The organism is Caballeronia sp. LZ033, from assembly GCF_031451265.1.
In the GTDB taxonomy this organism is placed as follows: Bacteria; Pseudomonadota; Gammaproteobacteria; order Burkholderiales; family Burkholderiaceae; genus Caballeronia.
The window spans coordinates 3,250,351-3,269,950 of sequence record NZ_JARUXQ010000001.1; the positions used below are offsets into that span (position 1 = coordinate 3,250,351).

General features: G+C 65.5%; 19 protein-coding genes. 9 read left to right on the plus strand and 10 right to left on the minus strand.

What is annotated here, in order from left to right:
• The first annotated feature begins 18 nt into the window (after positions 1 to 18).
• From QCE62_RS15170 to QCE62_RS15200, 7 genes are read left to right on the plus strand one after another with little or no spacing between them, the layout of a single operon-like run.
• On the plus strand, positions 19 to 501 hold the full coding sequence (locus QCE62_RS15170) for a GspH/FimT family pseudopilin (protein ID WP_309919298.1): 483 nt from the start codon (positions 19 to 21) through the stop codon (positions 499 to 501).
• Positions 498 to 896, plus strand: a complete 399-nt coding sequence (gspI, locus tag QCE62_RS15175) for a type II secretion system minor pseudopilin GspI (protein ID WP_309919301.1) — start codon at positions 498 to 500, stop codon at positions 894 to 896. The genes QCE62_RS15170 and gspI overlap by 4 nt, the downstream gene beginning before the upstream one ends.
• On the plus strand, positions 874 to 1,557 hold the full coding sequence (locus tag QCE62_RS15180; protein WP_309919304.1) for a prepilin-type N-terminal cleavage/methylation domain-containing protein: 684 nt from the start codon (positions 874 to 876) through the stop codon (positions 1,555 to 1,557). The genes gspI and QCE62_RS15180 overlap by 23 nt, the downstream gene beginning before the upstream one ends.
• Entirely contained in the window at positions 1,554 to 2,678 is a 1,125-nt protein-coding gene (gene gspK / locus QCE62_RS15185) for a type II secretion system minor pseudopilin GspK (protein WP_309919307.1), read from the plus strand. The genes QCE62_RS15180 and gspK overlap by 4 nt, the downstream gene beginning before the upstream one ends.
• Before the next feature lie 37 nt (positions 2,679 to 2,715).
• Positions 2,716 to 4,086 carry a type II secretion system protein GspL gene (gspL, locus tag QCE62_RS15190; RefSeq protein WP_309919310.1) on the plus strand — a complete coding sequence of 457 codons (1,371 nt, stop codon included), beginning with the start codon at positions 2,716 to 2,718 and terminating at the stop codon, positions 4,084 to 4,086.
• Positions 4,083 to 4,586 carry a type II secretion system protein M gene (locus tag QCE62_RS15195; protein ID WP_309919313.1) on the plus strand — a complete coding sequence of 168 codons (504 nt, stop codon included), beginning with the start codon at positions 4,083 to 4,085 and terminating at the stop codon, positions 4,584 to 4,586. Before gspL ends, QCE62_RS15195 begins: the two co-directional genes overlap by 4 nt.
• On the plus strand, positions 4,583 to 5,362 hold the full coding sequence (locus QCE62_RS15200; RefSeq protein ID WP_309811026.1) for a type II secretion system protein N: 780 nt from the start codon (positions 4,583 to 4,585) through the stop codon (positions 5,360 to 5,362). The genes QCE62_RS15195 and QCE62_RS15200 overlap by 4 nt, the downstream gene beginning before the upstream one ends.
• A gap of 23 nt (positions 5,363 to 5,385) precedes the next feature.
• Here the strand turns inward: QCE62_RS15200 and QCE62_RS15205 are convergent, their stop codons facing one another.
• Both QCE62_RS15205 and QCE62_RS15210 read right to left on the minus strand, forming a co-directional pair.
• Entirely contained in the window at positions 5,386 to 6,942 is a 1,557-nt protein-coding gene (locus tag QCE62_RS15205) for an efflux transporter outer membrane subunit (RefSeq protein ID WP_309919315.1), read from the minus strand.
• A gap of 250 nt (positions 6,943 to 7,192) precedes the next feature.
• Complete coding sequence (locus QCE62_RS15210) at positions 7,193 to 7,495, minus strand: hypothetical protein (protein ID WP_309919318.1); 303 nt, start codon at positions 7,493 to 7,495, stop codon at positions 7,193 to 7,195.
• A gap of 226 nt (positions 7,496 to 7,721) precedes the next feature.
• Between QCE62_RS15210 and QCE62_RS15215 the strand changes: the two genes are divergently transcribed.
• On the plus strand, positions 7,722 to 8,210 hold the full coding sequence (locus tag QCE62_RS15215; RefSeq protein WP_309919322.1) for a MarR family transcriptional regulator: 489 nt from the start codon (positions 7,722 to 7,724) through the stop codon (positions 8,208 to 8,210).
• Positions 8,211 to 8,334: 124 nt separating this feature from the next.
• The gene (locus QCE62_RS15220; RefSeq protein WP_309919325.1) at positions 8,335 to 9,888 is read left to right on the plus strand and encodes a DHA2 family efflux MFS transporter permease subunit; all 1,554 of its coding nucleotides are present in this window, start codon (positions 8,335 to 8,337) and stop codon (positions 9,886 to 9,888) included.
• Between the two features lie 6 nt (positions 9,889 to 9,894).
• Here QCE62_RS15220 and QCE62_RS15225 read toward each other — a convergent pair whose 3' ends face one another.
• The 8 genes from QCE62_RS15225 to QCE62_RS15260 form a co-directional block, all read right to left on the minus strand.
• Entirely contained in the window at positions 9,895 to 10,467 is a 573-nt protein-coding gene (locus QCE62_RS15225) for a hypothetical protein (protein WP_309811040.1), read from the minus strand.
• A gap of 154 nt (positions 10,468 to 10,621) precedes the next feature.
• Entirely contained in the window at positions 10,622 to 12,241 is a 1,620-nt protein-coding gene (gene gshA, locus QCE62_RS15230) for a glutamate--cysteine ligase (protein ID WP_309919328.1), read from the minus strand.
• A gap of 239 nt (positions 12,242 to 12,480) precedes the next feature.
• Positions 12,481 to 13,563, minus strand: coding sequence for a bifunctional DNA-binding transcriptional regulator/O6-methylguanine-DNA methyltransferase Ada (ada, locus tag QCE62_RS15235; protein WP_309919331.1), 1,083 nt, complete (start codon positions 13,561 to 13,563; stop codon positions 12,481 to 12,483).
• Positions 13,564 to 13,917: 354 nt separating this feature from the next.
• Positions 13,918 to 15,270, minus strand: a complete 1,353-nt coding sequence (gene hslU, locus QCE62_RS15240) for an ATP-dependent protease ATPase subunit HslU (RefSeq protein ID WP_309919334.1) — start codon at positions 15,268 to 15,270, stop codon at positions 13,918 to 13,920.
• A gap of 12 nt (positions 15,271 to 15,282) precedes the next feature.
• On the minus strand, positions 15,283 to 15,819 hold the full coding sequence (hslV, locus tag QCE62_RS15245) for an ATP-dependent protease subunit HslV (RefSeq protein WP_309811053.1): 537 nt from the start codon (positions 15,817 to 15,819) through the stop codon (positions 15,283 to 15,285).
• A 377-nt stretch (positions 15,820 to 16,196) separates the two neighbouring features.
• Entirely contained in the window at positions 16,197 to 16,613 is a 417-nt protein-coding gene (gene dksA / locus QCE62_RS15250; RefSeq protein ID WP_309898454.1) for an RNA polymerase-binding protein DksA, read from the minus strand.
• 566 nt (positions 16,614 to 17,179) lie between these two features.
• On the minus strand, positions 17,180 to 18,256 hold the full coding sequence (locus QCE62_RS15255; protein WP_309919337.1) for a GTP-binding protein: 1,077 nt from the start codon (positions 18,254 to 18,256) through the stop codon (positions 17,180 to 17,182).
• A gap of 130 nt (positions 18,257 to 18,386) precedes the next feature.
• Positions 18,387 to 19,586 (minus strand): class I SAM-dependent rRNA methyltransferase, encoded by a 1,200-nt coding sequence (locus tag QCE62_RS15260; RefSeq protein WP_309919340.1) that lies wholly within the window; start codon positions 19,584 to 19,586, stop codon positions 18,387 to 18,389.
• Positions 19,587 to 19,600 lie beyond the last annotated feature (14 nt).

The window sequence follows — 19,600 nt, forward strand, 5'->3', positions numbered from 1 at the left end:
GGTAGGAAGGAACGCAGCGTGAACAGGCACGGCAGGCACATCGACGCACGGCGCAACGCCGGCTTCACGCTGCTCGAGATGCTCGTCGTGCTGGTGATCGCGGGTTTGCTGGTGTCGCTTGCGTCGCTGCAGCTGACGCGCAATCCGCGCACCGATCTCAACGAGGAAGCGCAGCGGCTCGCGCTGCTGTTCGAAGCGGCAGGCGACGAAGCCCAGGTGCGTGCCCGGCCCATTGCGTGGCAGCCGCAGGACGGCGGCTTTCGCTTCGACATCCGCAGCGAAGACGGCTGGCGCCCGTTGCGCGACGACCTGCTGCGCGCGCGCCACTGGGAAGGCGGCGTGACCGGCGTGAGCATCCAGTTTCTCGATTCGGACAAGTCGGTGAGCCGGCTCGTGTTCGGCACCGAAGCGATCGACACGCCGATGGAAATCACGCTGTTCTCGGCCGCGGGCCGCGCGACCATCGTGGGCAGCGGCAACGGCCGCTTTCAGGTGCGATGATGCGGCACCGAAGTCATCGAACCGGTCAACGCGGCTTCACGATGATCGAAGTGCTCGTGGCGCTGGCGATCATCGGCGTGGCCCTGGCGGCGTCGATCCGCGCGGTCGGTTCGCTCGCGACCGGCGAGGCCGACCTGCACCGGCGTCTGCTGGCGGGCTGGAGCGCGGACAACGAACTCGCGCAGCTGAGGCTCTCGCATCAGTTTCCGCCGCTCGGTTCGCGCAGCTTCGACTGTTCACAAGGCAATCTCAAGCTCACCTGCACGCAGCGCGTGAGCCAGACGCCGAATCCGATTTTCCGGCGCGTCGAAATGTTCGTCTCGACGCCGGGCCGCTCCGGCAATCTCGCGCAAATGGTCACGGTGGTGGCGAATGAAACGAACCGCTCGCTCTGACCGCCGGCCGCTGACCGGCAAACGCGGGCAGCGCGGTTTCACGCTGCTCGAAATGCTGATCGCCATCGCGATTCTCGCGGTGATCGCGGTGCTGTCGTGGCGCGGACTGGACTCCGTGATCCGTGCCCGCGCGACCATCGAGAATGCGATGGAAGACGAGCGCATCGTGGCGCAATTGTTCGACCAGATGCGTATCGACGCCCGCCAGGCCGCCACTGACGACGAAGCCGGCCAGCCCGCCGTGCAGATCGGCAACGGCTCGCTGCAGATCGTGCGCGGCGTGTTCGCGGCGAATGTGCCGCCGCGCCTGCAGGTGGTGCGCTACCGGCTGTCGAACGGGCGTATCGTGCGCTATGCGTCGCCGCCGCTGGCGAACGTCGGCGAAGTGCGGCGCGCGTTGTCCGGCGACACCGGCGGCTGGAGCTCGATTCCGCTGATGGGCGGCGTGGGGTCGCTCGCGACGCGCGTGTTCATCCCGGAGAAAGGCTGGACGACGCGCATGAGCGACGTGCTCGCGCAGATCAACCAGAACGACAACAACCTGAAGGTGCCGCAACTGGGCAACGCGCCGCTGCCGCGCGCGGTGTCGGGCATTCAGGTGGCGGTCGCCGCGCAGACGTTGAAAGCGCCGCTCACACGCGTGTTCCTGGTCGGAGAATGACAATGCGCCATCGTTCGAACCGTCGGCCGGAAAGGAAGCAACGCGGCGTGGCCATCATCACCGCGCTGCTGGTCGTGTCGCTGACAGCCATCCTCGTGTCGGGCCTGCTGTGGCGCCAGCAGGTGCAGATCCGGCGCATCGAGAACCAGCGGCTGCTCGCGCAGGCGCAATGGATTTCGCGCAGCGCGCTCGACTGGACGCGCCTCATCCTGCGCTCGGAGGCCGATACCTCGCCCACCGTCACCTATCTCGGCGGCGTCTGGGGCGTGCCGATCGCACGGACCAAGCTGTCGGACTTCCTCGGGCAGATCGGCGAGGTGCGCGCGCAGCAGGGCGCATCGACCTATCTGTCCGGCTCGATCGAGGATGCGCAGGCGAAGTTCAACCTGCGCAATCTGGTGTCCACGCCGACGCCCGGCGTGCTCACCGTCAACGTCGAGCAGATCCAGGCGTTCCAGCGGCTCCTGACGATGCTCGGCATCAACGGCTCGCTGGCGAAGACGGTCGCGCTGCAGATGCGCGCGGGCCTGCAGCGTTCGGCGACGCGCTTCCAGACGCAGACCGGCACCACCGCAGGCACCAGCGGCACGACGGCGGAAGCGCAGATTGCCGCGCTCGCGCAGGGCGGCGGCGTGGGCGGCGGCAACTTCACGGACGATCCGGGCCTCAAGGACTCGGATGACAACTCGCCGGTCGCACCGCTGCAGATGATCACGGTCGATTCGCTGCTCGACGTGCCGGGCTTCTCGCCGGAGGCGGTCGCGAAGCTGCGGCCGTTCGTGACGGTGTTGCCCACCACGTCGGCCGTCAACATGAACACCGCGCCGGCGGAAGTGGTGGCGGCGATGGTGCAGGGCATGAGTCTCTCGCAGGCGCAGGCGTTCGTCGCGCGCCGCGAGACGGTGTTCTTTCACGACGTCGGCAACGTGCAGCTCGCGCTGTCCGGCGCGGGCGTGAAGACGACATCGATCGATCCGAACGAACTCGATGTCACGACGAAATACTTTGTGATTCACGGACGCGTCGATCATGAACGCGCGCAGCTCGAGCGCACGACGCTCGTCTATCGCGATCCGACGACGCATGCGACGCGCATCGTCTATACGCGCGATTCGACCTGATGGTCGTGTCGCAGTCATTGTTGAGGGGAAGTGTCGCTTGAGCACACTGATCGTTTCATTACCGCCGCGCGATCCCGCGGTGCGCTCGGAAGAGTGGCATCTGCCGGATCTGCCTTTTCTGCTGCTCGACAAGCGCGGCGAGCCGCAACGCATCGGCCGCGCGGCGCTCGGGCTTCTGCCGCGCGCGAGCGCGACGGTGCTGATCGTCGCCGCGCGCGACACGCTGTTGCTCGCCGCCACCGTGCCGCCGCTCAAGGGTCCGCGCTTGCGGCAGGCGCTGCCGAACGTGGTCGAAGACCAGCTCATCCAGGATCCGCAGACGTGTCATATCGCCGTCGATCCCGTTGCGCTGGCGGACGGACGGCGCGTCGTGGCCGTGATCGACCGCGGCTGGTTCCGCTTTGTCGTCGGCGCCTTCGCGGGTGCGGGGCATCGCAACCTGAAGGCGGTGCCCGCTATGCGCTGCCTGCCGGTACCGACGGCTGCGGCTGCGCCTGTCGAGCCTGATGCCGCGCTCGATGCCGACGCAGATGAGGGCGCGCTGCCCTCGACGCCGTTCATCGCCGGCCTGCTGGGCCCGGTGATCTCGACCGCGCCCGCGCTCATCGGCGAGATGGCCGCGCCCACGCCGGCGTCGCTCGGCGCGCCGCGCATCGAGATCGCGATCGCGCGCGGCGAACGCGCGGCGCTCGGCGAAGGCCTCGCGCTGTCCGCCGAATCCATCGTGCCGACGCTGACGGCGCTCGCCGGCGACCATCCGGCGACGCTCTATTCGCTGGTCGACCTGCCCGGCGACGAGCCGCGTCTTGCGAGCGTACGTCCCGTCGCGGGCCATGTGGACATTCCGGGCGCGCAGCCGATTGCCTTCGAAACGCTCGCGCGCAATGCGCTCGCGAGCCGCTTCGACCTGTGTCAGTTCGAGTTCGCCGCGCAGCCGTGGAAACTCGATCGCGCGACCGTGCGGCGGCTGCGCGTGCCGATCGCGCTCGTGGCGCTGTCCGTGCTGGTGTCGATCATCGGCATCAACGTGCAGTGGCTGCAACTCGCCCGCCAGCGCGATGCGATCAACGCGCAGATGACCGAGTTGCTGCTCAACGCGTTCCCGAAGACGACCGTCGTGCTCGATGCGCCCGATCAGATGACGCGCAACCTCGACCGCCTGCGCACGGCGTCGGGGGAACTGTCGCCGGCGGACTTCCTGTCGCTGGCCGACGGGCTCGCGCGTTCGCTCGGTCCCGTGCCGGTGAACGGCATCGCGGGGCTCGACTATCGCGACCGTCATCTGGAAGTGACCTTCAAGTCCGACACCAAGGTCGATCCCGATCTCACCAAGCGCCTCGCCGCGAATGGCCTGAGCGGTTCGATCGACAGCAACACCGGCAAATGGACCATCGGGAGCGGCCAATGAAAGCGGAACTCCTCCGTTCCCTGGCGGAATTCTGGGAAGCGCGCACGCCGCGCGAAAAAACCATGCTGATGTGGGGCGGCCTCGCGCTCGGCATCCTGCTCGTGTATCTGGTGCTGTGGGCGCCGGCGTTCGAAGGCCGCGCGCGGCTGCGCGACACGCTGCCCGGGATGCAGCGCCAGCTTGCGACGATGAACGCGCAGGCCAATGAAGCGCGCTCGCTCGCGCCGGCCGCGGAAGGCGTGACGCCAACCGGCGGCGCGCTGCGCGACGCGTTGCAGAAATCGCTCGCCGACAACGGCATGCAGCCGACGCAGGTGCAGGTGATCGGCGCGGCGGTGCAGATCCAGTTGAAGAACGCGTCGTTCCCGAACTGGACGATGTGGCTCGACGACGCGCGCAAGCAGTTCAAGGTGCAGGTGTCGGAGGCGCACATCACCGCGCTGAAGCCGGATGGCCAGGTGGACCTGACGGCGTCGCTGCAACCGGCCGGCGTGAAATGAGCTACTGGACCCGACGCATCCGGCTGGCGGTGCCGGCGTTGCTCGTGATGATCGTGTCGATCGGCGGGACGCTGCTCGTGATGATGCCGGCCGCGTGGATCGTGCCGCAGTTTTCGAAGGCCACTGATGGACACGTGAACCTGGTCGATCCGTCCGGCTCGCTGTGGCGCGGTTCCGCCACCCTGATGCTTGCCGCCGGCAGCGATGGTTCGGGCGCGACGCTGCTGCCGGGGCGCATCGAGTGGAGCACGGCGTTCTGGCCGCTCTTCACCGGCCGCGTGCACATGACGATGCGCCAGACGCAGGCGATGCCCGATGCCGTGATCGTCGACGCCAGTCCGCGCGGGGCGACGCTCAGCGCGAGCGAGATTGCCGTGCCGGCGACGCTGCTGTCGGGCCTGGGCGCGCCGTTCAACACGCTGAATTTCGACGGCAACGTGCGGCTCGCCTGGACCGAACTGCGTTTGTTGAACCGTAATGCCTACGGGCAGGTGGTGGTGACGCTCGACGACATGGCGTCGAGCGTTTCACGCGTGAAGCCGCTCGGTTCATATCGCGTGGCGTTGCAGGCGCAGGGCGGGCAGGCGAGCATCGATCTGTCCACGAGCAAGGGCCCGCTGATCCTCAAGGGCAATGGCTCGATCTCGCAGGAATCGACGTCGTTCCAGGGCACCGCGACGTCCACGCCCGAACAGCGCGAGAATCTGGCCGGGCTGCTCAACCTGCTCGGCCGTCACACGGATCCGGATACCGTCGCGCTCGTGTTCGTGCGCTGAGGCTGAAGCTGGAGTTGTAGCGTTCAGCGCGCGATTGTGCGGCTTGCGTCCGCCGCGTTGGCCACCGGAGCCGATGCAGCCGCGGGCGCTTGCACGTCGCCGGTTTCGTGGTCCATCTGTGCGACGTCCCAGCCGCCGCCCAGCGCCTTTACGAGTCCCACCGACGACACCATCCGCTGCCCCGCGATGTTCGCGAGCTTCTGCTGTGCGGTGAAGGCCGTGGTCTGCGCGGTCAGCACGTTGATGTACGCGACCGTTCCCGCCTTGTACTGATTGTTGATGATCGCCAGCGCCTGTTGCGCGGATTCGACCGCCTGCTGCTGCACGACGATTTCCTTCTCCAGGATGCGCAGCGACGCGAGGTTGTCTTCGACATCCTGGAACGCCGTGAGCACGGTCTGGCGATAGGTCGCGACGTTCTGGTCGTAGGCGGCGCGCGCGGCGTCGGTGCGGGCGGAGCGCAGGCCGCCGTCGAACAGCGTGGCTGCGATATCCGGCCCGAGCGTCCAGAAGCGCGACGGCGCGCGCAGCAGCTGCGACAACACCGAACTCTCGAAACCGCCTTGCGCCGACAGTGTCAGGGTCGGGAAATACGCGGCCATTTCCACGCCGATCTGCTCGTTCGCCGCGGCGGCCTTGCGTTCCGCGGACGCGATGTCCGGACGCCGTTCGAGAATGGCCGACGGCATCTGCACCGGGACGGTCGGCGGGGTGGCGTCGAGCGGAATGGGCGGGATGGAGAAAGTCGAGGCCGGCTCGCCGACCAGCACGGCGATCGCGTGCTCGTATTGGGCGCGCGCGACGCCGTTGTCGATCGCCGACGCCTGTGCCGATTGCAACTGCGTCTGCGCCTGGATCACGTCCGAGCGCGCGACAATGCCTTGTCCGTACTGGTTCTGCGTGAGCTTGAGCGACTGCTCGTAGGCGGCGACGGTGTCGTCGAGCAGCCTTTGCTGGGCGTCGAGCGAGCGCAGCTGGAAGTAGGTCTGCGCGAGCGTGGCCTGCGCGGAGAGCCGGGCGTTGGCGAGATCGGCGGCGGCGCCCTGTTGTCCCGCTTTCTGCGATGCCACCGTGCGCGACACGCTGCCCCACAGGTCCGGCTCCCACGAAGCATCGAGCGAAGCGCTGAACTGGTTGTTCACGGAGCCTTGCTGGCCGAAGCTGGAACTGCTGGTCGAGCGGTTGCCGGCGCCGGTACCCGACCGCGAGCCCGATGCGGACGCGCCGATGGTCGGGAAATAGGCCGCGCGCGCTTCGCCGACGAGCGCGCGCGCCTGCCGATAGGCGGCGGCATATTGCGCGACGGTCTGGTTCGATTGATTCAGCTGGGCTTCGAGCGCGTCGAGGCGCGGGTCGGTGTAGACGGTCCACCAGGTGCCGCGATCCGACTGATCCGCCGGTTGCGCGACCTTCCACCCTTCGGGCGCTTCCTTGTAGCTTGCCGGGAGCGTCACGGACGGACGCTGATAGTCGGGCCCGACCGCGCACCCGGCGATCAGCATCGCGAGCGTGGCGGCGAGCGCCGTGGCAGTGAGCCGGCGCGGGCTGAGAGAAGCGGAGAGGGCGGTACGGTGCGGCATCTGCGGGTCGGAAGTCCTGTCGGCGCCGCGCCGTTCAAAACGACGGACGCGGCAAGCCGGGATGATAGTGGAGCACTCGTGGAACGCCAACGCCGTGCGCTCGGCGCGCGATCAAGGCGCTTTCTGCGCCTGAACAGACCTGGCGGGCGTGTCGGGCAGACGTTAGCGTACCGGGTTCGCCGTAAGCCGGGTGTTACGCGACTGAGGAAATCGGTTACGACGCGTTACCGGCTGGCGTGACGGCCTGGATTCAGGCGCCGGTGGCGCCGCCGTTTCCAGGGCAGGGCGCGCAGGGCGGCTGGAGCAGCGGCCGGGCGGCCACGGGTGACGCTGCAGGAGTTTTCGCAGGCGCGGCTTCCTTGCGCCGATGCCGGTTCTCGTACCAGCCCATGCCCAGCACAATGAACGATCCGCCCGGCAGCAGAAAAACGATCAGATACAGCGCAAATTTCCACGTATTCAGCTTCGGCGGGACGAAGTGACGGGAAGCGTGGGCGATCGTGCTGCTGAGAGTGCCGAAACGTCGGCGGGCGGTGCGTACGAAGCGGGTCATGGGAGGGATCCTGGGGGCGTCGGCGGGCGACGCTGCGGGCGATCAGAACATGGTCTCGGGTGGCGCGGGAAGCGCGTAACTCGTTGCATGAAATAATATTGACTGTGCAAGTATTTTTCAAGATACTTCCGACGGCTTTTTTGTGAATGTGGCCCCTTTGTAACGCGGTGCAGCATCGCGGGCTTTGCACTCTTAGCAAGACATGAGCCGCGTGCTCGAGGCCTCCATGAACCGCGACCCGCTCTACGATCCATCGACCATCCGGCTCGAAACGAGCCTCGGCTATCTGCTCGCCAAAGCGCGTAACGTGCTCGTCGCGCGGACCGATCAGGCGCTCAAGCCGCTCGATCTCACCGCGCAGCAGATCGGCGTGATGCTGGCTTTGGCTTCGGGCCGCGCGCGTACGCCGCTGGAGCTGTCGCGCGAGATGTCGTATGACAGCGGATCGATGACACGCATGATCGACCGGCTCGAGAAGAAGGGCTTCGTCAGCCGGTCGAGAAGCGAGGCGGACCGCCGCATCGTCGAACTTGCGCTGACCGAGCGCGGGCGCACCGCGGCGGGGCAGCTTCCGGCGATCGGCGCCGCCGTGCTCAATGAGCAACTCGACGGCTTCAGCCGTGCAGAACTGGATCAGTTGACCGGACTGCTGGCGCGCTTCATCGGCAATGCGGCAGCGGGCGACTGTCCCCCCTGTCCACTCGGCGACGAATAGCAGCGAGTCGAAATCAAGGCGTTTGAATGCCCATATCGCTGTCTGGGCAGAGAATGTCGCGACAAGAGAAAGATTGCATGCGATGCGAGCCTTCACCCTCGCCCCGCTGCTGAAGCTAAAGACGATGTCAACAACGACAACCTCCGCACTACCCGCGCCCATGCCGCTCAAGGGCGGCATCCTGGCCCTGCTGACGCTGGGCCTGGCGCTCGGCACCTTCATGGAGGTGCTCGACACGTCCATCGCGAATGTCGCGGTGCCCACCCTCTCCGGCAGTCTCGGCGTGGCGACGAGCGAAGGCACCTGGGTCATTTCCTCGTACTCCGTGGCGTCGGCAATCGCGGTGCCGCTGACCGGCTGGCTCGCGCGGCGCGTCGGCGAAGTGAAGCTGTTCACCATCTCCGTACTGCTGTTCTCCGTCGCCTCCGCGCTGTGCGGCCTCGCGCACAACTTCGAATCGCTGATCGCGTTCCGGTTGCTGCAAGGGCTCGTGTCCGGACCCATGGTGCCGCTCTCGCAAACCATCCTGATGCGCAGCTATCCGCCCGACAAGCGCGGCCTCGCGCTCGGACTCTGGGCCATGACGGTGATCGTCGCCCCCATCTTCGGCCCGATGATGGGCGGCTACATCACCGACAACTTCACCTGGCCGTGGATCTTCTACATCAACGTGCCGATCGGTGTGCTGTCGGCGGCGCTCGCGTGGTTCCTGCTGCGCGGTCATGAAACGAAAACGACGGCGCAACGCATCGACGGCGTCGGGCTCACGCTGCTCGTGATCGGCGTCGCGAGCCTGCAGATGATGCTGGACCTCGGCAAGGACCGCGACTGGTTCAGCTCGCATCTGATCACCACACTGGCGATCGTCTCGGCCATCTCGCTCGCGTTCATGTTCGCGTGGGAGCTGACCGAGAAGGAACCGGTGATCGACCTCTCGCTGTTCCGCGACCGCAATTTCGCGATGGGCGTGCTCATCACGTCGCTGGGCTTTCTGGCGTTCTTCGGTTCGGTCGTCGTGCTGCCGCTGTGGCTCCAGACCGTGCTTGGCTACACGCCGTGGCTCGCGGGTCTCGCCACCGCGCCGGTCGGCGTGCTTGCGCTCGTGCTGTCGCCGCTCATCGGGCAGAACATGCATCGCCTGAATCTGCGTGTGGTGGCGAGCTTCGCGTTCCTGACCTTCGCGTTCGTGTCGCACTGGAATTCGACCTTCACGCTCGACACGCCCTTTCATCAGATCATCATGCCGCGTCTGATCCAGGGCATCGGCGTCGCCTGCTTCTTCGTGCCGATGACGACCATCACGCTCTCCAGCGTCTCCGACGACCGGCTCGCGGGCGCGGCGGGATTGTCGAACTTCCTGCGGACGCTGTCGGGGGCCATCGGCACGGCGGTCAGCACGACCTTCTGGGAGAACGACATGATCCGCCATCACGCGCGGCTCACCGAGTCGGTCACGCCGTATGCGACCGGCACGACGGCCTATTCGGATCTGCTGTCGGGGCTTGGGCTGGGCGGCCAGGCGCTCACGGCGCAACTGGATCGCGTGGTGTCGGCGCAGGCGTACATGATGTCGACCAACGACTTCTTCCGCATTTCGTACTATGCGTTTCTCGTGCTGGCCGTGATGGTCTGGCTGACGCGGCCGAGAAAGGGCGCGTCAGCCTCGATGGGGCATTGAAGGGCGTTACTGCGGTGTGAGCGGAGTCGCGGATTGACCCGGCTGGCTCTCGAGATTGAGCGGCGGCGGGGTGTCGAGCGGACTGACCTGCACGCCGCCCGGCACGGGAGCCGGCACCGGTGCGGGCAGCGTTGCGCCCGACTGCACGGCTTGCGGCGTCGCGGACTTGCGCAGTCCCGGACCATTGCGGATGAACTGCTTGAAATCCGCGCCCGCCTGCCACGGATTCGGCTCGCAGCCGAGCGGGTTGTCGCAATGCGCAGCGAAACCGATGGTCGCGGTGCCCTCGTTGGTCGGCGTCTTGGTGACCTGGTAGGCAAGCGCGCGTTTGCCGCTCGACGGACCGGCCGTCATGATGATCGAGTCGGTGACGGTCTGAATGCGGTATTCCGAATGATTCGTGACCCAGACCTGCGCACGGGCCCACCAGGCGTCGCATTCCGGCTTGCTCATGCAGGTGAGCGGCTGGGTGGCCTGCTCCATCGTCGTGCTGCTGACCTGATCCTGCACCGCGCAGCCGCCCAGTAACGCGAGCGACGCAGCCCCCAGCGCGGCCGCGCCGAAGAACTTCTTGTTCATTGCTCCCCCGATCGTCGAAAAATGAGCCACATTTTGACCCGCCAGACCGGCCGATGTTGCGCTGCGTTGCGCACTGTTGCACACGCCGGTAAGCGTTGCCGTCGGCGCCTGACACCGGCGTGGCAATTCTGCCAGTGAACGGCGAGCGGCCGGTTCAGACGCTTTCGGTGTCCGGCTTGTAGGCCTGATAGGCGGCGACGAAGGCCTCGAACGATTCGCTGTCCCGGCTTTCGGCCTCGACCTGTTCCACCAGCGACTTCGCCGCGAGCTCTTCCATCCTGCGTTCCTCGTCCGCATTAAGCGGTCGTTCGCGAAACGCCGCTGCGTGGCGCGCGCTGAGTTCGAGCGCGAATGCGTCGAAGGATTGCTGCTTGTCGTGCATGATGCGCAGCACGCGCGCCGACGGCGTGAGCGACGCATCCGCCAGCCGCGGCCGCAACGCCGCGAGTGCACGCGTGTGATCGTCACGGCCCGCGAGGGCGTCGAGCGTCTTTGCCACGGGCTCGATGGCATCGAACAGTTGTTCGGCCCATTGCCGCATCGGCACGCTGGCGCCGCCGCGTTGCAAGGCCAGACCCGGCTTGCGCCCTTCCTTCGCCACCGCGCTGAAGTTGGCGTTGGCTTCGAGATTCGCGTCGGGCGGCAGCAGCGGACTCTCTTCCAGTGCGCAGTAGAGCAGATAGGCATCGAGGAAACGCGCGGTTTCGAGCGCGATGCCGGTCGGCTCGAACGGATCGATGTCCAGGCAGCGCACCTCGATGTACTGCACGCCCCGCTCGCACAACGCATGCAGCGGACGCTCGCCGGAATGCGTGACGCGCTTGGGGCGGATCGTCGAGTAGAACTCGTTTTCGATCTGCAGCACGTTGGTGTTGATCTGCACCCATTCGCCGTCGCGCTGCGTGCCGATCTCCTCGTACGGCGCATACGGCTGGCTGACCGCGCGGGAGAGCACGCGCAGATAGGCGCCGAGGTTGTCGTAGCTCGGCAGCAGGTCGGCCTGTGCGGGGTTGTTGGTGTAGCCGAGATCGCTCATGCGCAGGCTGGTGGCGTGCGGCAGGAAGAACGTGTCGGCGTCGAAGGATTCGAGATGATGCGCGCGGCCTTCGACGAAACGCCGGTTCAACGCCGGCGATGCGCCGAACAGGTACATCAGCAGCCAGCTCGTGCGGCGGAAGTTGCGGATCAGCGCGAAATAGCGCTCGGACTGGAAGTCCTTCGCCGATAACGTGCTGTCCGGATCGAGCGCCTGCCAGGCACGCCAGACGTTTTCGTGCAGCGAATAGTTGTAGTGAATGCCGGCGATGCACTGCATCGTGCGGCCATAGCGCAACGCGAGGCCGCGCCGGTACACGTGCTTCAGCTTGCCGATGTTCGACGTGCCATACGTGCCGAGCGGAATCTCGTCTTCCGGCGGCAACGTGTTGGGCATCGAGTTGTTCCACAGCAGTTCGTCGCCCATGCGCGAATACACGAAGCGATGCAGCACATCGAGCCGTTCGAGCGTGATCGACACATCCGTTTCAGCGGGCGTGATCAGCTCGACGAGCGCTTCCGAGTAATCGGTTGTGAGCAGCGGATGCGTGAGCGCGGATCCGAATGCACGCGGATGCGGCGTCATCGCGAGTTCGCCCAACGGCGTCACGCGCAAGCTTTCTTTCTCGATGCCGCGCAAGCCTTGACGCAAGGCGTCGGCATGCGTGCCCGACGCGAGCGCGGCGAGCCTGCGCTGATAGGCGCCGGCTTGGGGATCAGCGGGATTCTGGTTTGCCATGAAGCAATCTGCGAGGAGCGCGAGCGATGAAGCCCGGGTCGTATTTTTAGGGTAGCGGGCACTTTAACATCTCGGTGTAAGGCGTGCTTGAGCGCAAGACCAGCAAGGGTTTGCGGGTTTTTCGGGGTATTCGCGCGAGGTTTCGCGGAGGATGTCGGAGCCGTCTGGAGCGGCTCGCGAGGAGAACGAAGCGCCGACGGGCGCTTCGGTTCCAATGATGACGAGCGCGTCAGGAACGGTCAGGCGATTTCGTCGGCGGCGTGCTGCGTGCGCTCGGTGTGGAGCAGCGTTTCCTTGCGCGACGCGCCCCAGCGATAGCCCGCAATCGCGCCGTCCTTGCCGATCACGCGATGACACGGAATCGCGAGCGCCACCGGATTCGAGGCGCACGCGTTCGCGACGGCCCGCACCGCGCGCGGCAAGCCGAGCGTTTCCGCGATGTCGCTGTAGCTGCGCGTCTGCCCGTACGGAATGTGGCGCAGCGCATCCCAGACGCGTCGCTGGAACGCGGTCGCGCCGATGTCGAGCGGCAGGTCGAAGCGCTCGCGCGTGCCTTGCAGATAGGCGCGGATCTGCGCGACGAACGGTTCCATCCGCGCGGCGTCCTCGAGGCGCTCGGCCTGGGAGAAATCGGCGGCCAGCTGATCGACGAGCGTGGCGGCGTCGTCGCCGAACGCGATCTTGCACACGCCCTTGTCCGTGGCCGCGACGATCACGATGCCGAGCGGCGTGGCGGCGGTCGTGTAACGCACCGTGAGTCCCGCGCCCTGGCGCTTGTAGGCGGAGGGCGTCATGCCGAGTTCGGCGGGCACGGCGTCATACATGCGCGACGGCGAGCCGAATCCGGCATCGTGGGTGGCGCGCGTGACGTCGCGGCCGCGCTGCAACGCGTCGCGTAGCACCCCGGCGCGCTGCGCGGCCTGATACTGGCGCGGCGAAATGCCGACGATCCGCGAAAACAGCCGTTGCAGATGGAACGGGCTGACGTGTACTTCATCGCTCAGCTGGGCGAGCGTCATGCGCTCCTGCGGATGGGCGTCGAGCACTTTGCACGCACGTTCGACGATGGCCAGGTCGCGCGGCAGACGAGTCGGCTGGCAGCGCTTGCAGGCGCGATAGCCGGCGGTTTCGGCCGCGTCGGTCGTCGCGAAGAACTCGACGTTCTCCCGGCGCGGCGCCCGCGACGCGCACGACGGCCGGCAGAACACGCCGGTCGTGCGCACGGCGAAGAAGAACACGCCGTCGGCGTGGGCGTCGCGCTGCACGACGGCTTGCCAGCGGCTGTCGTCAGAGGAAAAAACGGGGGCGGTTTCGGTTTTCATCACAAGCCTCGGTGGCGCAGTGGGTATGCGACCACTGTAGAGCCGTGCCGATGAGGTTACGCGCCGATTCTTGCGCTGTCATTGCATGGCCGGGCGCGGAATCTCAGGGGCAGATACCACATAGTGACGCCATAGGGGTTTTTACTAAAATTTCTATTGCGTCGCATCAAGGGGCTGTGTATTATTGGAACTGTCTCCTCCATGTCTCCTCCTGATATGGATTCAGCCCGCCAACCTAGGCGGGCTTTTTTTCGTCCGTACGTTTCGTCTGGCGCCCTTCCGAGCACCCACGAAAAAGCCGGGCACACTGGCCCGGCTTGGCTGGATCAGCTTCCTGAAAGGCCGCTCAATTCCTCACAGCACGTAACGCGACAGGTCTTCGTCCTGCGCCACGTCGCCGAGTGCGCGATCCACATACGCCGCGTCGATTCGCACCGGCTGGCCCGCGTGATTGCCGGCCGCGAACGACACTTCTTCCAGCAGCTTCTCGATCACCGTATACAGCCGCCGCGCGCCGATATTCTCCGTTTTCTCATTGACCGAGAACGCGATCTCGGCGAGACGCCGGATGCCTTCCCCGGTGAAATCGAGTTCGACGCCTTCCGTCGCGAGCAGCGCCTTGTACTGCTTGACGAGACTGGCGTCGGTGGAATTCAGGATCGATTCGAAATCGCCCACCGACAGCGAATCCAGCTCGACGCGAATCGGGAAACGGCCCTGCAATTCGGGAATCAGGTCGCTCGGCTTGGCCAGATGGAACGCGCCGCTCGCGATGAACAGAATGTGATCCGTCTTGATCATCCCGTACTTGGTGTTGATGGTCGTGCCTTCGACGAGCGGCAGCAGGTCGCGCTGCACGCCCGCACGCGACACCTCGGCGCCGCCGGCCTCGCTGCGCGACGCGATCTTGTCGATCTCATCCAGGAACACGATGCCGTTCTGCTCGACGTTCTGCACGGCGCGGCTCTTGACCTCTTCGTCGTTGAGCATCTTGCCGGCTTCTTCGTCGGTCAGCAGCTTGAGCGCTTCCTTCACCTTCACCTTGCGCCGCGTCTTCTTGCCGCCGCCCATGTTTGCGAACATCGAACGGATCTGCTCGGTCATGTCCTCCATGCCCGGCGGCCCCATGATGTCCATGCCGGTCTGCGGCATCTCGATGTCGAGTTCGATCTCCTTGTCGTCCAGCGCGCCTTCGCGCAGACGCTTGCGGAAGGTCTGCCGCGTGGCGTTGTCGCCTTCGCCCGACGACGCGCCGGCCGACGCATCCGCCGTGCCGAAGCCCACCGGACGCGCGCCCGGCAGCAGGATGTCGAGAATGCGGTCTTCGGCGCGATCTTCGGCCTTGGTGCGCACCTTCTTCATTTCCGACTCACGCGTCTGCTTGACCGAGATTTCGATCAGGTCGCGCACGATGCTGTCCACGTCGCGGCCCACGTAGCCGACTTCGGTGAACTTGGTCGCTTCGATCTTGATGAACGGCGCGTCCGCGAGCTTGGCGAGACGCCGCGCGATTTCGGTCTTGCCGACGCCGGTCGGCCCGATCATCAGGATGTTCTTCGGCGTGATTTCCTGGCGCAGCGGCTCGGCCACCTGCTGACGGCGCCAGCGGTTGCGCAGCGCGACGGCGACAGCCTTCTTCGCGCGGCCCTGGCCGATGATGTGTTTGTCGAGTTCCGAGACGATTTCGGCGGGAGTCATGGTGGTCATCGTCATAGTCCTTTATTCGATCGTCTCGATGACGCGATTGTGATTGGTATAGATGCACATGTCGCCGGCGATGGTCAGCGCCTTCTCGACGATCTCGCGCGGCGAGAGGTCGGTGTTCTCCATCAGCGCCTGCGCGGCGGCCTGCGCGTAGGCGCCGCCCGAGCCGATTGCCGCGATGCCGTGTTCGGGATCGAGCACGTCGCCGTTGCCGGTGATGACGAGGGTGGCATTCGCGTCGGCGGTGATGAGCATGGCTTCGAGGCGGCGCAGCATGCGGTCGGTGCGCCAGTCCTTGGCGAGCTCGACGGCGGCGCGCGTCAGGTTGCCCTGATGTTTCTCGAGCTTCGCCTCGAAGCGGTCGAGCAGCGAGAACGCGTCGGCGGTGCCGCCGGCGAACCCGACGAGGACCTTGCCGCCATAGATGCGGCGCACCTTCTTCGCGCCCCCTTTCATGACGATGTTGCCGAGCGTCACCTGACCATCGCCGCCCAGCGCGACCTTGCCGTCGCGGCGCACGGAAACGATGGTCGTGCCGTGAAATTGTTCCATGTGCGTTCCTTAAGAAAACCGGATGAACGCGGGGCGGTTTCGTGTCTTAGAAGGCCGCCACGCAGTCGAGAATTCGATGGAGTGCACGGCGCGGGGTTCCGTCTATGAGTGGTCACGGACGAACGGCGCCGCGCACGCGCCCGGCCGCACGGATGCCGTACCGTGCGTTTGCGAGGCGCGTCGGATTGATTTTAGGGCGAGGGAGGAATAATCAAGACGTGCGGGGCGATGCATCCGCTTTTTACTGGCAGAAAGCAAAAAAGGCACACGTTCGACGTGTGCCTTTTTGGTGATGCGCGTGACCGTGGTCCGGCTTTTCGCGGCGGCGTGTTCCCCGCTGCGGGCGGTCCCGCAACGAGCGCCCGGTTGCGGCGGGATCAGTCGCCGAAGAGCTTCTGGCGCAGTTCGCGGCGTTCCTGGGCTTCGAGCGAGAGCGTGGCGGTCGGACGCGCGAGCAGACGCGGAATGCCGATCGGTTCGCCCGTTTCCTCGCACCAGCCGTAGTCGCCGGACTCGATGCGCGCGAGCGATTGCTGCACTTTCTTCAGGAGCTTGCGTTCGCGGTCACGCGTGCGCAGTTCCAGTGCATGCTCTTCCTCGATGGTCGCGCGATCCGCCGGGTCCGGCACGATCACCGTTTCCCGGAGATTTTCGGTTGTCTGGCCGGCATTCTTCAGAATGTCCGCTTGCAACTGTTCGAGCCGGTTCTTGAAGAAGGCGAGTTGCTCCGCATTCATGTAGTCCTTCTCGCTCATCTTCAGGATTTCGGCTTCGGTCAAGAGTTTCGTTGTCATCTGCTTGCTTCTTCAATGTGAGGCGCTGTCTTCGCAACGCCCGCAACTGCGTTACCCGCATGCAACGCACCGGTACGCGCGAGCATCAGGCGACACGCCCATGCGGGGCCGAACTCCTCTGGAAACCGATTCTGGATGATGCTCCGGACTGACTGGCGTGTGCTGCAAGGCCCGACATGACCGGCCCCGGTGCTTTGACTTGATTTGCCTTCCCCCGGCAAATCGAGGCATCGTCCCGACGGGACATCCTTTCTCCTGGTCCGCTGACCGAACATCCGAAGATGTGCGTGCAACGAAACTGCCCTTCTCCAGTGGGGCTGTATTGTAACTGAACCGCAATTTCCGACGACAACCGAGGAAAACCCTGTCGATTAGTGCCGGAATCCCAAAAATATAACGCCTGGTCGTTCAAAAAGCGATGCCGAAGCGTGCCCGCGACTACATAACCGTGCCGAAAGCCGATGTCGAAAAAAACGCCGCGCGCGAATGCCCGCGGCGGCGTCTGGTCTTTCAAGGCTGCTTGCGCCGCGCGGAACACGCGCAGGTCAAGCGAGATGCATGCCGGTTTATTTGACGAGGCAGGCGTCGAGACCGTCGATGATCAGATCCTTCGGCAATTCAATGCCGATGAACACCATCTTGCTGTTCTTCTTCTCGATCGGCAGCCACTTGCTCGCGAGGTCGCTGCCCATCATCTGATGCACGCCCTGGAAGACGACCTTGCGATCGACGCCCTTCATGTAGAGCACGCCCTTGTAACGCAGCAGGCGTTCGCCATAGATCTGCAGAATGCCGCCGAGGAAGTCTTCGAGGCGGTTCGGGTCGAACGGCTTGTCGCTGCGATACACGAACGATTTGATCTTGTCGTCGTGATGCGCGTGATGATGGTTGTGGTGGTGCCCGTGCTCGTGATCATGGCTGTGATCGTGACCGCAGGTCGCGTGGTCGTGATCATGGTCGTGCGCGTGGTCGTGATCATGCGCGTGCTCGTCTTCGGCGAGGAAGTCCGGGTCGATCTCGAGCTTCGCGTTCAGGTTGAAGCCGCGCAGGTCGAAGATTTCCTTGATGTCCGCTTCGCCGAAATTGACGACCTTGATCGCCGCGCGCGGGTTCATGTGCAGCAGGCGATGCTTGAGCGCGTCGAGCGCGGCGGCATCGACGAGATCGGACTTGGTGATGAACAGGCGGTCCGCGAAACCGACCTGGCGCTGCACCACTTCCTGCTGGTCGAGCTGCTGGTTCGCGTGCTTGGCGTCCACCAGCGTGATGATGGCGTCGAGCAGGAATTCGTCGGCGACGGTGTTGTCCATGAAGAACGTCTGCGCCACTGGACCCGGGTTCGCGAGGCCGGTGGTTTCGATCACGACGCGGTCGAAATCCAGCGTGCCCGCCTTTTTGCGGTTGGCCAGGTCTTCCAGTGCGCGCGCCAGGTCGCCACGGATCGTGCAGCAGATGCAGCCGTTGCTCATCTGGATGATCTGCTCGTTCGTTTCCTGCACGAGAATTTCGTTGTCGATGTTCTCTTCGCCGAACTCGTTCTCGATCACGGCGATCTTCATGCCGTGCTGCTCGTTCAGGATGCGCTTGAGCAGCGTGGTTTTGCCGCTGCCCAGAAAGCCGGTCAGGATGGTTACGGGAATCATGGAGTCGCCTGTGTCCTTGTCTGTGTTCGGGAGATGCGCGGCGGCGCGTCGAACTGTTTATTGAAACATATTTGTCAAGCGGACGCCGCAGCGGTCCGCGCGGCCGTCAATCGCGCGTAGGTGGAGACGTTCACGCGATTTGCAACATCAGGCCCTTCAGGTATTCGCCTTCCGGAAACGCCGTCAGCAGCGGATGATCGACGCCGGCACCCAGCCGCTTCAGGATTCGGGCATCGACGCGGGCGTCCGCCGCCGCGCCCGCGACGATCTTCTGAAACAGGTCCGAATCGATCGCGCCCGAGCACGAATACGTGAACAGGAGGCCGCCCGGACGCAGCAACTTGAAGCCGCTCAGATTGATGTCCTTGTACGCGCGCGCGGCGCGATCCACGGTTTCCTTCGACGGCGCGAACTTCGGCGGATCAAGCACGATGAGGTCGAAGCGCCGGCCTTCGTCATGGAGGCGGCGCAGGGTCTTGAACGCATCGGCGTCCAGCCATTCGGCCTTGTCGGCGTCGAAGCCGTTCGCCTTGACGTTGTCCTTCGCGAGCGCGAGCGCATCGCCGGACGAATCCACCGAGGTCACGTGCGTCGCGCCGCCCTTGAGCGCCGCGAGCGAGAAGCCGCCCGTGTAGCAGAAGCAGTTCAGCACCTCGCGGCCCGCCGCGCTCTGGGCGACGAGCACGCGGTTGTCGCGCTGGTCGACATAGAAGCCGGTCTTGTGGCCGTGGCGCACGTCCACGTGATGACGCACGCCGCACTCATTGGTGATGAGCGTCTCGGGCGGCGCGGCGCCGGCGAGCACGCCGGTGATCTGTTCGAGTCCTTCCTTCTGGCGGATCGACACGTCCGAGCGTTCATAGACGTTCGGGCATCCGGTCGCGCCGGTCAGCGCCTGCACGAGCGCTTCCTTCCAGGCTTCGACGCCGGTCGCCATGAACTGGCAGACGAGCTGCGCGTGCGCGCCGTCATCGGCGATGTAGTAATCGACGATCAGGCCCGGCAGGCCGTCCGCCTCGCCGAACACGAGCCGGGTCGCGCCGGTGTCCTTCACCAGCGTGCGCCGATGCTCGACCGCACGCTGCACGCGGCGCTTGAAGAACGCGTGATCGACGGGTTCGCTTTCATCAAAGGTCCAGACGCGCGCGCGGATCTGCGACTGCGGACTGTACGAAGCGCGCGCGAGAAAGCGGCCGTCGGCGGCGCGCACGGTCACGGTGGCGCCCGGCGCCGGATCGCCGTCGATGCGCGCGATGGCGTTGGCGTAGATCCAGGGATGACGGCGGGCGAGCGATCTGTCCTTCGCCGGTTTGAGGGTGATGGTGTTCATGGCCATGCGGATGA